Consider the following 13,480-nt stretch of genomic DNA (forward strand, 5'->3'; position numbering starts at 1 on the left):
GGTCCTATTTTAATGTAATTCCCGTCACAACGGCTTCCTGGCGTGACGGCTGACCCCAACGGAGCACTCCCCATGACGCGCAAATCCTTCATTTTCACCTCCGAGTCCGTCTCGGAGGGGCATCCCGATAAAGTCTGTGACAGGATTTCGGATGCCATCCTCGATGCTTTCCTGTCCGAGGACCCGCTGGCGCGCGTTGCCTGTGAGACCTTTGCCACGACAAATCGAGTGGTCATCGGCGGCGAAGTTGGCCTAACCGACGAGGCCAAGATGCCCCGGTTCATGGCGTCCGTGCCGGATATCGCCCGTGCCTGTATCAAGGACATTGGCTACGAGCAGGACAAGTTCCACCACGCCACCTGCGAGATCACCAATCTGCTGCATGAACAATCCGCGCATATCGCCCAGGGCGTTGTGGGCGGAGATCGTGACGAAGGTGCCGGTGATCAGGGCATCATGTTCGGCTATGCCACGAATGAAACAGACGCGCTGATGCCTGCGCCGATTCAGTATGCCCACGCGATCCTGCGGCGGCTGGCCAAAGTGCGCAAGGACGGGACAGAACCGCTGCTGCGTCCCGATGCCAAGACGCAGCTGTCGGTCCGGTATGAGGATGGCAAGCCAGTCGGCGTGACGCAGATCGTGCTCTCGACCCAGCATGCCGACGAAAGCCAGACATCTTCCGATGTGCGCGCCATCGTCGAACCCTATATCCGCGAAGTGCTTCCTGCGGGCTGGGTCACGGATGAGACCGAATGGTGGGTCAACCCCACAGGCACCTTTGTCATCGGCGGTCCCGATGGCGACGCAGGCCTGACTGGGCGCAAGATCATCGTGGATACCTATGGCGGTGCTGCCCCCCATGGTGGCGGCGCGTTCTCCGGTAAGGATCCGACCAAGGTTGATCGCTCTGCCGCCTATGCCGCGCGCTATCTGGCCAAAAACGTCGTCGCGGCAGGCATGGCAGAACGCTGCACGATCCAGTTGTCCTATGCCATCGGCGTTGCGCGGCCCCTTTCGATCTATGCTGACCTGCATGGCACCGGCCTGCTGGATCCGTCCCAGATCGAACGCGCGATCCCCAAGGTGATGGACCTCACCCCGCGCGGCATCCGCACCCATCTGGAGCTGAACAAGCCGATCTACGCCCGCACTGCGGCCTATGGCCACTTTGGCCGCGCGCCAGAGGCTGACGGTGGGTTCTCCTGGGAACGCACGGATTTGGCAGGGGCGCTGCAAAAAGCGATCATCTGAGACAGCGACACTTAAAATCAGTCAGGGGCGTCACGCAAGTGGCGCCCTTTTGCATTTCTTGGATGTTGAAAAAGGGATCTGCTGGAGGAGCGATAACTTGGTTCAGATATAATGCGAAATCCGGGATCTGGGCTGTATTTTTACCCGTCTCCATCCGAGCCTGAAGACGGGCCGGTGAAATCCTCAAATGACCGCCGATACCGGCATTGCCTTTGCCGCCGTCACGGCGATTTTCGCCAAAGCCGGGGTTGAAGGTGTCAATTCCGATCCGGCGGCCTTTCTGGGCGAGCGGCTGTCGGCCATGGGGTGGGGCGGAGTGGTCCTGATTGCGCTGGGGTCGCTGATGGTCGCTTGCGGATAGGAGCTACTCTGGTAGCAAGGCCGTCTTCATTGCCGGGCGCTGCCAGGATAGCGCCCTGACGCGGTTGCGTGCGGGGCAAAGCGGCATTAAACGCCAGCCCATGGATAACGATACGCACCCCTCGGGCGCCCCGTGGCGCAATTTCTATGGCCGCTTCAAGGGCAAGACCCTGCGTCCTAGCCAGGAGACCTACCTGGACGAGGATCTTGACGCCTTGTCGCCGGGGCCGATCAGCTGGGAAGAGAACCCCGACCGTAACCCGATCAACCTTGCATCGGTGTTTGGTGATGTGCCGCTCTGGCTCGAGATCGGCTTTGGCGGGGGGGAACATATGGTGCATCAGGCGGCGGCCAATCCCGGCACCGGTCTGGTTGGCTGTGAACCCTTTATCAACGGCGTCGCCATGCTGCTGGGCAAGGTACGTGCTGCTGGGGTGAGTAATCTGCGCATCTATCCCGGCGACGTGCGCAACCTGTTCGACGTCGTGCCTGACGCGACATTTGAAAAGGCATTCCTTCTTTACCCCGACCCATGGCCCAAGAAACGGCACCATCGTCGGCGGTTTGTGACGCAGGAGTTCCTTGTCCCGTTGCACCGTGCGCTGAAACCGGGTGCCGAATTTCGGGTTGCGACGGATATTCCCGATTATGTCCGGCAAACCCTGCAGGAAGTGCCCAAGGCCGGATTTGAGTGGCTTGCAAATGGACCGGAGGACTGGCGCAAGCCCTGGGGCGACTGGACCCGTACCAGGTACGAGCAGAAAGCCCTGCGCGAAGGACGTGTGCCGCATTATCTGACCTTCCGCAGGATCTGACATAAGGTTCTGTTCGCCAAACGGATCGCTTGCGGCGCGCAGGGTTTGTCTGCGTATTTGAAAAGAGAAGAAGCCGGGGGCGATGGACGCCGTCGCGGTGGGTTGCTATCACGTGATCGAAACACGGAGACTTTCAGATGTCCGCACATGGCACCCCGATCCCGATGACCGCGTACCCCTCTGGCCCTCTCAAGGGTGAGGCGCATGTGCCGGGCGACAAGTCGATTTCGCACCGGTCATTGATCCTTGGGGCGATGGCGGTGGGTGAAACCCATATCACCGGGCTGCTCGAAGGGCAGGATGTGATCGACACAGGCCGCGCCATGCGGGCCTTTGGTGCCGAAGTTACGGATCACGGCGGTGGTGTTTGGACTGTGCAGGGCGTCGGTGTTGGTGGATTTTCCGAACCTGACAACGTGATCGATTGCGGCAATTCGGGCACCGGGGTGCGGCTGATCATGGGGGCGATGGCGACGTCGCCGATTACCGCGACGTTCACCGGCGACGCGTCTCTGAACAAACGGCCCATGGCGCGGGTAACGGACCCTCTCGCGCTCTTTGGCACTCAGGCGTTCGGTCGCAGCGGTGGCCGTTTGCCGATGACGATCCTTGGCGCACGCGACCCTTTGCCGGTGCGCTATACGGTGCCCGTTCCGTCGGCGCAGGTGAAATCGGCGGTTCTACTGGCTGGGTTGAATGCGCCGGGGGAAACCGTGGTGATCGAGCAGGAAGCGACGCGCGATCATTCCGAACGAATGCTGGCGGGGTTTGGGGCCGAGATTTCCACCGAAGTGACGGAGGAAGGCCGGGTCATCACCCTGCAGGGTCAGCCCGAACTGAAACCGCAAACCATTATCGTGCCGCGCGATCCCAGTTCGGCTGCCTTTCCCGTCTGTGCGGCGCTGGTTGTCGAAGGATCGGATGTGCTGGTGCCGAATATCGGCCTGAACCCGACGCGGGCGGGTTTGTTCACCACCTTGCAAGAGATGGGCGCGGATCTGACATTCGAGAACTTGCGCGAAGAAGGCGGTGAGCCTGTCGCAGATCTGCGTGCGCGCTTTTCGCCGGATATGAAAGGCATCGAGGTGCCGCCCGAGCGAGCCGCGTCGATGATTGACGAATACCCGGTGCTCTCCGTTGTCGCTGCTTTTGCGTCCGGCGACACGGTGATGCGCGGCGTAAAGGAATTGCGCGTCAAGGAAAGCGACCGGATCGACGCCATGGCCACGGGCCTGCGCGCCAACGCTGTCACCGTCAAGGATGGTGAAGACTGGTGGGTCGTGACCGGCAATGGTCCCGGCAGCGTCGCAGGTGGCGAAACGGTGCAGAGCCATCTGGACCACCGCATCGCGATGTCCTTTCTGATCCTCGGAATGGCCGCGCAAAAACCCGTCTCGGTTGATGACGGCGGCCCGATCGCCACGTCGTTCCCGATTTTTGAACCGTTGATGACATCTCTCGGTGCCCGGATCGAGCGGACGGGGCCAGATCTGAACAGCACTGCGCGGTAACCGACGCAGAACAGGAATAGGGGCAGGCATGGCGTTCACCATTGCGATCGACGGGCCGGCGGCGGCGGGCAAGGGCACCATTTCCAAAGCCGTAGCACAGCATTTCGGCTTTGCGCATCTGGATACCGGGTTGCTCTACCGTGCGGTGGGACGGCGGGTGCTGGACGGAGTGCCTGCGCTTGATGCCGCACGCGCACTGGTCGCCGCAGATCTTGACGCCGGTGACCTGCGCACACCTGCTGTGGCGCAGGCGGCGTCGAAGGTGGCCGTCATTCCCGAAGTGCGGGCCGAACTGGTGGATTTCCAGCGTGCCTTTGCGCGGCGCCAGGGGGGCGCTGTACTCGACGGGCGCGATATCGGCACGGTGATTTGCCCCGAGGCTGAAGCCAAGCTTTTTGTCACCGCCAGCGCTGAGGTTCGGGCGCAGCGCCGCTTTGCCGAATTGGCTGAAGCAGGGCTAGCGACGGATTACGACCGGGTTCTGGTCGAAGTGAAAGAGCGCGACGCCCGCGACACTGGGCGCGCAGATGCGCCCCTGCGTCCTGCTCCAGATGCCGTGCAGATCGACACATCGGAACTGGACATCGGTGCGGCTGTGGCCTTGGCCATACAGGCAGTCAACAATGTGCGCGGCGTTTTTTGACTGGCCGCACAACGGGCGATGGCACGTCAGTAACTGCCGACCGTTTCGGGTTCGGTCAGTTTGTAGGTCCCGCTGGGCAGACCCTGTACGTGACGGACAAAGCCCCTGTTTATCAGGCGTTTGAGCGTACGATGAAATGTCGGCTGGGACATATGCACCACTGTTGGATGCAGACGCACCTTATCAGTGGATCCCAACATGCCCTGTTCCGGGTCGGTGACAGCGTTGGCATGAAATGCCAACAGGATATCACGCTCGTTTCGGGTTAGGTCCATGAGACCGGAATCGTGTTCCATTGTGTTTAGAAGATCTCTTAAAACTGCTAACTGACTAAATTTTCCAGACAAGGTTTTGTTCCTGATCGGCGCGGACAATGAATTAAGGTATCACGCCACCGTCCCGGAAAGAAGCGTTTTGACTAAATCCAGGCAAAGAAAAACCAAAAGGCCCGCCGGCGGGAAGTCGGCAGACCAAACGACCAGCGCCGAGCGCGTCGTTTTCAACGGCTGAACTCTCAAGGATTGAGCCGCTATTTACCTTTGCCCTCGTCGGGCCAAACAATTACGTCGAGATCAAAAAACTTGAAATCCTGCAGGCCGAAAACCCGGCATCTGGAACTCATAAAGATAACAATATTGTCTCAGTCCACTTTCCGGAATCGACGGACATCCTCACCGAAATACTCATAGATCGTGTCGTCTGCGGGCGTTGTTCACCGCATAGCCAATGCCGCGCATGATTGAGGACGCGGAAGCCGGCAACCGTACCGACGCATCGGCAATGCCTTCGCGTTTGCCCGAAAGATCGTCGCGATGGAAGCGTTCTGACAAAAGCACAACAGTCAGAAGTGGGTTCATCTTTCGTAGGTGCGTCAATTTGGGCAACGCTCTGTCCGCAGGTCCGAGCGCATCGTAGTCGACCGCAAAAACCGTTTTGTGGCCAACCCGTAGACTTGCTGCGCGAAAGGCGAGCACCCGTGAGCGATAGACCTCGGCAGACAGAAAGTTGTCACCGATGCGATCAAAGACCGGTGCGAGCCCAAAGTTCTTGCCCTGAAATACCACGAGGTCCATGCGATCCGTGGCGTCCGGTGTGGTGCCAATCTTTGCATCAAGCTGGGCGTCGAGACGATCAAACAGTTTATCCGACACCGCCCGGAAATCTGCTGTTTCCCGAAGCTTGGCATATGCATCGCGGTTGCGCCAAGTCGGCGTATTGAACGCTAATGCTTTGGGAGTGAACCCTTCAACAGAGGACCGATCGACTATGAGGCTTCTGATCTGCCGCGACATTTTTTCGATTCCTTATTCTGACGGCCCTCAGGCGGCAATCATGATGAATACAGTAGATAACACCCTTAAGGTTGCAAGGCTTTGAATCATGTACCCCTTGGAGTGATCATGTTCCCGGCGGCCTCATGTTTCTAAAAATCATTGATTTTCATAAAGTTAGATCAGGTTAAGCGCGCGTTAACCTATTATGTGTCATAACTGGTGCCATATCGCGTCATTGCCGCTAGTATAATCTCTTAGGCGGCCCTTCCTGCTATTCGGCAAAGAGGTTTGCGCGGAAATTTTCTGTTGCACTGGTGCCGCCGATTCGCGCCAAGCTGGCGAAATCCGACGCATGCAGCCGGACCATCAATGCATTGCAGCCTTGCCATGCGACCGTTCAGGCGCTATAGCGCCCCGGTCGATAAGGCGAATAATGCCACAGAACAAAAAGAGCAGGCAGGGTCGGAATACCACCGGCCCTCTTTATGTTTTGCGGCGGCTCAAGACCAATCCGTTCCGCCCAAGGCGGACACCAACCTAGACCGGCGGAGACAACCGCGCGGCCAGAAATCTGAAGTAGATAGGATATCAGACCCGTATGTGCGCTAAAGCATCCATGGAGGAATTCGAAGCCCTTCTGAACGAAAGCTTCGAAATGGACACCCCGGACGAAGGTTCGGTTGTCAAAGGCAAGGTAATCGCGATCGAAGCGGGCCAGGCCATCATCGACGTCGGCTACAAGATGGAAGGCCGTGTCGAGCTCAAGGAATTTGCGAACCCCGGCGAACAGCCCGACATTTCTGTCGGCGACACCGTCGAAGTGTTCCTCCGTCAGGTTGAAAACTCTCGTGGCGAAGCTGTCATTTCCCGTGAAATGGCCCGCCGCGAAGAAGCCTGGGACCGTCTCGAAAAAGCTTATGCTGACGATGCCCGCGTCGAAGGCGCGATCTTTGGCCGCGTCAAGGGTGGCTTTACCGTTGATCTGGGTGGCGCAGTTGCGTTCCTACCCGGTTCGCAGGTCGACGTTCGTCCCGTTCGCGATGCCGGCCCACTCATGGGTCTCAAGCAGCCGTTCCAGATTCTCAAGATGGACCGCCGTCGGGGCAACATCGTTGTGTCGCGCCGTGCGATCCTCGAAGAGAGCCGTGCCGAGCAGCGTGCCGAAGTCATCGGCAACCTTACCGAAGGTCAGGCTGTGGACGGCGTCGTCAAGAACATCACCGAGTACGGCGCATTTGTCGATCTGGGTGGCGTAGACGGCCTGCTGCACGTGACCGACATGGCATGGCGCCGTGTGAACCATCCGTCCGAAATTCTCGCCATCGGCGAGACGGTCAAGGTTCAGGTCATCAAGATCAACAAAGAGACGCACCGTATCTCCCTCGGCATGAAGCAGCTGCAGGAAGATCCGTGGGATCTGGTTGCCGGCAAATATCCGCTGGAATCCGTTCATGCGGGCCGCGTGACGAACATCACCGATTACGGCGCGTTTGTTGAGTTGGAGCCGGGCGTCGAGGGTCTCGTTCACGTCTCCGAGATGTCCTGGACCAAGAAAAACGTTCACCCAGGCAAGATCGTGTCGACCTCTCAGGAAGTCGAAGTCATGGTTCTGGAAATCGACCAGGCCAAGCGTCGCGTTTCCCTTGGTCTCAAGCAGACCATGCGCAACCCGTGGGAAGTGTTTGCAGAAACACACCCCGAGGGCACGCATGTCGAAGGCGAAGTCAAGAACATCACCGAATTCGGTCTGTTCATTGGCCTCGACGGCGAGATCGACGGCATGGTTCACCTTTCGGATTTGTCGTGGGACGAACGTGGCGAAGAAGCTATCCAGAACTACCGCAAGGGCGATATCGTTCAGGCAGTTGTCTCTGAGACCGACATTGAGAAAGAGCGTATCTCGCTCTCGATCAAGGCTCTTGGTGGCGACAAGTTCCAGGAAGCAGTCGGCGGCACCAAGCGCGGTTCGATCGTGACCGTTGAAGTGACGGCGATCGAAGATGGCGGTATCGAAGTGGAATACGAAGGCATGAAGTCCTTCATCCGCCGCTCCGATCTGTCCCGTGACCGTGCAGAGCAGCGCCCCGAGCGTTTCTCGGTTGGTGACAAGGTCGATGTGCGCGTGACCAATGTCGACGCCAAGACCCGCCGTCTTGGTCTGTCCATCAAGGCACGCGAGATCGCCGAAGAGAAAGAAGCCGTGGAGCAGTTCGGATCGTCCGCTTCGGGTGCGAGCCTTGGCGACATTCTTGGCGCCGCGCTTAAGCGCGACGAGTGATCCGGGCGTAACGTCCGACATGATTGTGAAAGGCCCCGGCGATCCCGGGGCCTTTTTCTTTGGCCCAAGACCACTGGATGGCTCGAATCAGGGTGGCCGCATCCATTCAGTACAGGAGGCAGCCATGGTGGCAGGGCGCTAATTTCTGTGCCAAATACCGCTCATCCAGGCGGCTGACAGGCAAAGCAATTGCAATTAATGGATTTTCCCTGCAGATCGTGTTTCCGTTTTGGAGACTTATACGTATAGTCCTAGAGATAAGAAATGGCCGCGAAGCGTGCACAGGGGGATGTAGACCATGATCAGGTCTGAGTTGATCCAGAAGATTGCCGACGACAATCCGCATCTTTATCAGCGGGATGTCGAACGGATTGTGAATACCATTTTCGACGAAATCACAGATGCAATGTCCCGGGGCGACCGGGTCGAACTGCGGGGCTTTGGCGCGTTTTCGGTCAAGCAACGCGATGCAAGGGTGGGGCGAAACCCGCGCACCGGAGAATCAGTCGAAGTAGAGGAAAAGCATGTTCCCTTCTTCAAAACCGGTAAGCTTCTGCGTGACCGGCTGAACGGAAAGTAAACCGATGCGCTATATCCGCTATGCTTTTTTGGCCTGTCTGGCCATTGTCCTCGTCTCGGTGGCTCTGGCCAACCGAGGTTTTGTCACGTTGCAGTTGCTGCCGGGCGATCTGTCTGTCCTGCTCGGCATGCAGAAAACAATGCAGTTGCCGCTGTTCATCGTGATCTTTGGCGGGATCGTTGCCGGTCTGCTGATCGGATTTTTCTGGGAATGGCTCCGAGAGCATAAACATCGGGCCGAGGCGGCGCGCCGTCAGGCAGAGGTAAAACGGCTGGAACGAGAGCTTCGTCGGGTAAAAGGCCAGCGTGACGCGGGCAAGGACGAGGTTCTTGCCCTGCTGGATCAGGCGAGCTGACCTGATTTTTCAAGAATGGGGCCCGATACTGGGCTTGGGGTAATGTCCCGTCGTCCTGCCAGAGGAACCGCTCTGAGTATTTTGGCCGGATAACGCATGGCGTTTGTACCCAGCAGGAGGCAGTTTGTCTGATATTCGGGTAAAGATCTGCGGCTTGACCCGGATCGAGGATGTGATTGCCGTTGCCGAAGCGGGGGCCGCCTATGCGGGCTTTGTCTTTTTTGCGAAATCGCCGCGCGCGGTGAGCGTGTCAAAAGCGCGTGCCCTGGCAATAGAAGCCCCTCTGGGACTGGCCAAGGTTGCGTTGGTTGTCGATGCCAGTGATGCCTATCTTGATGAAATCACCGGCGAAGTGCCGCTGGACCTGCTGCAGCTTCACGGGAAAGAAACGCCAGAGCGCGTCACCGAGATCAAGCAGCGGTACGGTTTGCCGGTGATGAAGGCCGTCGGGATTTCCGAAGCGGCGGATGTGGAACAGCTGGATGTTTATGGCAAGGTTGCTGATCAGTTGCTGGTCGATGCCAAGCCGCCAAAAGATGCGATTCTGCCGGGCGGCAACGGTCTGGCCTTTGACTGGCGGTTGATTTCTGCGCGCCGCTGGCCAGTGCCATGGATGCTTGCCGGTGGCCTGACGCCCCAGACGGTGGCAGAGGCGATTGCAGTGACGGGCGTCCGGCAGGTTGACGTGTCATCAGGCGTGGAATCGGCTCCGGGCGTCAAAGACGCGGCGAAGATCCGTGCCTTTGTCGCGGCTGCCCGGTCCGGGCGTGGGGCCGTGCCCCGGTTGTGAGTTAGATCAGGTCCAGAACGGCTTCTGGAGGGCGGCCGATGATCGCCTTGCCATCGGCAAAGGCAATTGGACGTTCGATAAGTTTTGGATTCTGGGCCATTGCCTGCATCAGCGTGTCAGCGTGTGTTTCGCGCGTCAGGGCCATATCGCGAAACGCCGGTTCGCATGGCCGCATCATCCCGATCACCGGGCAATTCAGCAAATCTTGCGCGGCGACCAGTTCGTCCCGGCTCGGCGCATCGTCAAGATAGAGGCGGATGGTGACTTCTGCGCCCGCGTCGGTCAGTAGGGCAAGCGCCGCGCGGGACTTTGAGCAGCGTGGATTGTGCCAGAGGGTTACTCTGGTCATGTCCAGTTGTCGCGGTCGATGCCCACCGCTTCGGACACATGGGCGAAACCGTCCTCGGCAAGCAGACGGTCAAGGCCTTCTGCAAGCTCCTGCACCAGCGAAAGGCCGCCATAGACCAGAGCTGAGTAAAGCTGCACCGCCGAAGCGCCGGCGCGGATCTTGGCATAGGCCTGCGCGGCTGAGCCAACGCCGCCGACGCCGATCAACGGAAAGTCCTGTGCTGTCAATTTTGAGAGACGCGCCAGCACCCGGGTGGATTTCTCGAACAGCGGCTGGCCTGACAGGCCGCCCACCTCCTGTGCATGAGAAGAGCGCAGCCCGTCGCGGGCCGAGGTAGTGTTGGTGGCGATGATGCCCGCGATACCGCTCGCCATGGCAACTTCGGCGACATCCTTCAGGCCGTCATCGTCCAGATCCGGCGCGATCTTCAGAAAGACCGGGATTTTTTTACCCAGCCCATTGCGCGCGGTCATCACACCAGCAAGCAGAGCGGCAAGCGCGTCCTTCCCCTGCAGATCGCGCAGGCGTTCGGTGTTGGGTGAGCTGACATTCACAGTGGCGAAATCCAGATAAACGCCGCAACGCGCAAGCACGGTGGCGAAATCGGCGGCGCGGTCTGTGCTATCCTTGTTCGCGCCCAGGTTCAGCCCGATCACCGCGTCGCGCGGGCGGGTAGCAAGGCGGCTCGCCATCGCCTCCATCCCGTCATTGTTGAAACCGAAGCGGTTGATGACGCCCTGATCCTCGCTCAGGCGAAAGAGCCTTGGCTTTGGATTGCCGGGTTGGGCGCGTGGAGTGGTGGCACCGACCTCAATGAATCCGAACCCGGCGCGGGACAGGCCCTGCAAGGCGGTGGCGTTCTTGTCGAAACCGGCAGCGAGGCCGATGGGATTGGCAAGGTTCAGCCCGGCGACCTGCGTGCGCAATCGGTCCGAGGTGACGAGCCCGGGGCAGGGGGCGGCCCCCAGACGCAGCGCCCGCAGCGCTATGCCATGGGCCGTTTCCGGATCGAAACGGTGCAGCAGGGCAAGCCCGAGGCCTTCGCCGATCACGAAAGCAGCCCGTCAAACTGATGGACGCCGTCGCGCAGGGGCAGGTCGCGGGCCCAAATCACGTCTTCTGCGCGCAGTTCGCGGTAGAGATGGGGGAACAAGGCGCCGCCGCGCGACACTTCCCACTTCAACGCATCGCCAAGGGTGTCTGTCTCGATCGCGAGGATCTTCAGCCCGTCTTCGCCCGCAAAGTGTTTGGCGACGGTTTCAACCACCTGATCGCGGGTCGAAATGTGGACATAGCCATCGGCGAGGTCGATGGGGGCGCCCAAGGTGCTGCCGTTCTGGACAAAGGCTGCGTATTCGGGTGCGCGGAAAATCTTGTATATGTGTGCCATTCTGACGGTGTGCCTTGGCAATGCACTTGCGTCAAGCCGGGGACGCTGATCAGTCGTCAGCGGCAGCGCTCCTTGAAAACAATCGAGTCGGATCTGCCGCCGCTGCTGGTTTCCGCCTTGTCACTTGCCTTGACCTGATCATTGTCTGAGCACGGGACATGGTTCTTGCCCTAAGGTCCGTTCGTGTAAGCTTTGACTTAGGTCCTGCTGCGTTGCAACATCCCGACAGATTTTAGTGAATCGGGCGTAAGTCCCGGAAAACCAACAGAGAGGAAGACCCTATGTCCCTTCGCCTATTCACAAGCGCCGCAGTGCTGGCCCTGACCGCAGGTGCCGCAAGCGCGGACTATTCCCTGACCATCCTGCACACCAACGATTTCCACGCCCGGTTCGAACCGATCAGCAAATATGATTCGGGCTGCTCGGCCGAAGACAACACCGCCGGTGACTGCTTTGGTGGCTCGGCACGTCTGGTAACGGCGATCGCCGCAGCCCGTGCCAAGACCAACAACTCGATCCTCGTGGACGGGGGCGACCAGTTTCAGGGCACGCTGTTCTACACCTATTACAAGGGCAAGCTGGCGGCCGAAATGATGAACAAAATGGGCTATGACGGCATGACCGTCGGCAACCACGAGTTCGACGATGGCCCCGAAGTGCTGCGTGGCTTCATGGATGCGCTTGAATTTCCGATCCTGATGTCAAACGCCGATGTCTCGGCAGAGCCGCTGCTGGCGGATGTGCTGATGAAATCCACGGTGATCGAAAAGGGCGGCGAAAAGATCGGCCTCATCGGGCTCACCCCGCAGGACACGGACGAATTGGCATCGCCTGGCCCGAACGTCATTTTCTCGGATCCGTCAGCAGCAGTGCAAGGCGAAGTCGACAAGCTGACCGCAGAAGGTATCAACAAGATCATCGTGCTGTCGCATTCCGGTCTGAACGTGGACACGATCGTGGCGACGAACACCACTGGCGTGGATGTGATCGTCGGCGGGCATGACAACTCCTTGCTGTCCAACACCATCGAGGGCGCCAAAGGCCCTTATCCGGTGATGGTCGGCGACACGGCCATCGTGCAAGCCTACGCCTACGGCAAGTTCCTTGGCGAGTTGAACGTGACATTTGACGACGACGGCAAGATCATCGAAGCCGTGGGCGAGCCTGTTCTGCTGGACGCTGCCGTGACCGAGGATGAAGCGACCAAGTCGCGCATCACCGAAGCAGCCGCTCCGCTGGAGGAGATCCGCAACAAGGTTGTGGCCGAGGCAGCCGAGGCGATCGAAGGCAGCCGCGATGTCTGCCGTGCGATGGAGTGCTCGATGGGCAACTTGGTGGCGGATGCGATGCTCGCACGGGTCAAGGATCAGGGCATCCAGATCGCCATCGCCAACTCGGGTGGTCTGCGCTCTTCCATCGACGCGGGCGAAGTGACAATGGGCGAGGTGCTGACCGTGCTGCCGTTCCAGAACACGCTGTCGACCTTCTTCGTGTCGGGCCAAACAGTCATCGACGCGCTTGAAAATGGCGTGAGCCAGATCGAGGAAGGTGCCGGTCGCTTCCCGCAGGTTGCCGGTATGACATTCACAGTGGACACGGCCGCCGCGCCGGGAAGCCGCATCTCTGACGTGATGGTCGATGGCACGCCCATAGACCCGACGGCAGAATATGGCCTCGTCTCCAACAACTATGTCCGCAATGGCGGCGACGGCTTCAAGATGTTCCTCGATGCTAAGAATGCCTATGACTTTGGGCCGGATCTTGCCGATGTGACGGCGGAATACCTGGCTGAAAAAGGCCCGTACCAGCCCTATACGGATGGCCGCATCACGATGAAATAAGGCCCTGCTAACGCACTGGCCGGCAAGGCGCGCCCATGAT

General features: G+C 59.4%; 15 protein-coding genes and 1 riboswitch. Of the genes, 10 read left to right on the top strand and 5 right to left on the bottom strand.

Annotated elements, in window-relative coordinates; all coding sequences use genetic code 11:
- Positions 1-18: 18 nt before the first annotated feature.
- A riboswitch (SAM-SAH riboswitch) is annotated at positions 19-66 on the top strand.
- Positions 67-72: 6 nt separating this feature from the next.
- The 5 genes from metK to CHB75_RS03385 all read left to right on the top strand — a co-directional run bounded on the left by metK (position 73) and on the right by CHB75_RS03385 (position 4,583).
- Positions 73-1,254: a methionine adenosyltransferase gene (gene metK, locus CHB75_RS03370; RefSeq protein ID WP_089269112.1), complete on the top strand. Its 1,182-nt coding sequence runs from the start codon at positions 73-75 to the stop codon at positions 1,252-1,254.
- Positions 1,255-1,441: 187 nt separating this feature from the next.
- Positions 1,442-1,615 (top strand): hypothetical protein, encoded by a 174-nt coding sequence (locus tag CHB75_RS21595; RefSeq protein WP_176439048.1) that lies wholly within the window; start codon positions 1,442-1,444, stop codon positions 1,613-1,615.
- A gap of 100 nt (positions 1,616-1,715) precedes the next feature.
- Positions 1,716-2,429, top strand: coding sequence for a tRNA (guanine(46)-N(7))-methyltransferase TrmB (gene trmB, locus CHB75_RS03375; RefSeq protein WP_089269113.1), 714 nt, complete (start codon positions 1,716-1,718; stop codon positions 2,427-2,429).
- Between the two features lie 137 nt (positions 2,430-2,566).
- Positions 2,567-3,940: a 3-phosphoshikimate 1-carboxyvinyltransferase gene (gene aroA, locus CHB75_RS03380; RefSeq protein ID WP_089269114.1), complete on the top strand. Its 1,374-nt coding sequence runs from the start codon at positions 2,567-2,569 to the stop codon at positions 3,938-3,940.
- A 28-nt stretch (positions 3,941-3,968) separates the two neighbouring features.
- Entirely contained in the window at positions 3,969-4,583 is a 615-nt protein-coding gene (locus CHB75_RS03385; protein ID WP_089269115.1) for a (d)CMP kinase, read from the top strand.
- A gap of 26 nt (positions 4,584-4,609) precedes the next feature.
- On the opposite strand, the gene CHB75_RS03390 is transcribed toward CHB75_RS03385, so the two are convergent.
- Both CHB75_RS03390 and CHB75_RS03395 read right to left on the bottom strand, forming a co-directional pair.
- Positions 4,610-4,879 carry a hypothetical protein gene (locus CHB75_RS03390; RefSeq protein WP_089269116.1) on the bottom strand — a complete coding sequence of 90 codons (270 nt, stop codon included), beginning with the start codon at positions 4,877-4,879 and terminating at the stop codon, positions 4,610-4,612.
- Positions 4,880-5,266: 387 nt separating this feature from the next.
- Complete coding sequence (locus tag CHB75_RS03395) at positions 5,267-5,875, bottom strand: hypothetical protein (protein ID WP_089269117.1); 609 nt, start codon at positions 5,873-5,875, stop codon at positions 5,267-5,269.
- A gap of 580 nt (positions 5,876-6,455) precedes the next feature.
- Here CHB75_RS03395 and rpsA point away from each other — a divergent pair.
- The 4 genes from rpsA to CHB75_RS03415 all read left to right on the top strand — a co-directional run bounded on the left by rpsA (position 6,456) and on the right by CHB75_RS03415 (position 9,860).
- Complete coding sequence (gene rpsA / locus CHB75_RS03400) at positions 6,456-8,135, top strand: 30S ribosomal protein S1 (RefSeq protein WP_281253177.1); 1,680 nt, start codon at positions 6,456-6,458, stop codon at positions 8,133-8,135.
- A gap of 298 nt (positions 8,136-8,433) precedes the next feature.
- On the top strand, positions 8,434-8,715 hold the full coding sequence (ihfB, locus tag CHB75_RS03405; protein WP_089269119.1) for an integration host factor subunit beta: 282 nt from the start codon (positions 8,434-8,436) through the stop codon (positions 8,713-8,715).
- A 4-nt stretch (positions 8,716-8,719) separates the two neighbouring features.
- Positions 8,720-9,070, top strand: coding sequence for a lipopolysaccharide assembly protein LapA domain-containing protein (locus CHB75_RS03410; RefSeq protein WP_089269120.1), 351 nt, complete (start codon positions 8,720-8,722; stop codon positions 9,068-9,070).
- 124 nt (positions 9,071-9,194) lie between these two features.
- Positions 9,195-9,860, top strand: a complete 666-nt coding sequence (locus CHB75_RS03415; protein ID WP_089269121.1) for a phosphoribosylanthranilate isomerase — start codon at positions 9,195-9,197, stop codon at positions 9,858-9,860.
- A 1-nt stretch (position 9,861) separates the two neighbouring features.
- Here the strand turns inward: CHB75_RS03415 and arsC are convergent, their stop codons facing one another.
- Genes arsC through CHB75_RS03430 form a run of 3 tightly spaced genes read right to left on the bottom strand, consistent with a single transcriptional unit; the run spans position 9,862 to position 11,599 of the window.
- Positions 9,862-10,209 (bottom strand): arsenate reductase (glutaredoxin), encoded by a 348-nt coding sequence (gene arsC / locus CHB75_RS03420; RefSeq protein WP_089269122.1) that lies wholly within the window; start codon positions 10,207-10,209, stop codon positions 9,862-9,864.
- A complete protein-coding gene (locus CHB75_RS03425) occupies positions 10,206-11,261 on the bottom strand; it encodes a quinone-dependent dihydroorotate dehydrogenase (RefSeq protein WP_089269123.1) in 1,056 nt (351 codons plus the stop codon). The genes arsC and CHB75_RS03425 overlap by 4 nt, the downstream gene beginning before the upstream one ends.
- Positions 11,258-11,599, bottom strand: a complete 342-nt coding sequence (locus CHB75_RS03430) for a DUF952 domain-containing protein (RefSeq protein WP_089269124.1) — start codon at positions 11,597-11,599, stop codon at positions 11,258-11,260. The genes CHB75_RS03425 and CHB75_RS03430 overlap by 4 nt, the downstream gene beginning before the upstream one ends.
- Before the next feature lie 281 nt (positions 11,600-11,880).
- On the opposite strand from CHB75_RS03430, the gene CHB75_RS03435 reads away from it, so the two are divergent.
- Positions 11,881-13,440, top strand: coding sequence for a bifunctional metallophosphatase/5'-nucleotidase (locus tag CHB75_RS03435; RefSeq protein WP_089269125.1), 1,560 nt, complete (start codon positions 11,881-11,883; stop codon positions 13,438-13,440).
- Positions 13,441-13,480 lie beyond the last annotated feature (40 nt).

This window comes from Puniceibacterium sediminis (assembly GCF_900188035.1).
Classification (GTDB): domain Bacteria; phylum Pseudomonadota; class Alphaproteobacteria; order Rhodobacterales; family Rhodobacteraceae; genus Puniceibacterium; species Puniceibacterium sediminis.

Coding starts and splice junctions, on each gene's coding strand:
- metK (WP_089269112.1), top strand. CDS start 73: ATGACGCGCAAATCCTTCATTTTCACCTCCGAGTCCGTCTCGGAGGGG.
- CHB75_RS21595 (WP_176439048.1), top strand. CDS start 1,442: ATGACCGCCGATACCGGCATTGCCTTTGCCGCCGTCACGGCGATTTTC.
- trmB (WP_089269113.1), top strand. CDS start 1,716: ATGGATAACGATACGCACCCCTCGGGCGCCCCGTGGCGCAATTTCTAT.
- aroA (WP_089269114.1), top strand. CDS start 2,567: ATGTCCGCACATGGCACCCCGATCCCGATGACCGCGTACCCCTCTGGC.
- CHB75_RS03385 (WP_089269115.1), top strand. CDS start 3,969: ATGGCGTTCACCATTGCGATCGACGGGCCGGCGGCGGCGGGCAAGGGC.
- CHB75_RS03390 (WP_089269116.1), bottom strand. CDS start 4,879: ATGGAACACGATTCCGGTCTCATGGACCTAACCCGAAACGAGCGTGAT.
- CHB75_RS03395 (WP_089269117.1), bottom strand. CDS start 5,875: ATGTCGCGGCAGATCAGAAGCCTCATAGTCGATCGGTCCTCTGTTGAA.
- rpsA (WP_281253177.1), top strand. CDS start 6,456: ATGTGCGCTAAAGCATCCATGGAGGAATTCGAAGCCCTTCTGAACGAA.
- ihfB (WP_089269119.1), top strand. CDS start 8,434: ATGATCAGGTCTGAGTTGATCCAGAAGATTGCCGACGACAATCCGCAT.
- CHB75_RS03410 (WP_089269120.1), top strand. CDS start 8,720: ATGCGCTATATCCGCTATGCTTTTTTGGCCTGTCTGGCCATTGTCCTC.
- arsC (WP_089269122.1), bottom strand. CDS start 10,209: ATGACCAGAGTAACCCTCTGGCACAATCCACGCTGCTCAAAGTCCCGC.
- CHB75_RS03430 (WP_089269124.1), bottom strand. CDS start 11,599: ATGGCACACATATACAAGATTTTCCGCGCACCCGAATACGCAGCCTTT.
- CHB75_RS03435 (WP_089269125.1), top strand. CDS start 11,881: ATGTCCCTTCGCCTATTCACAAGCGCCGCAGTGCTGGCCCTGACCGCA.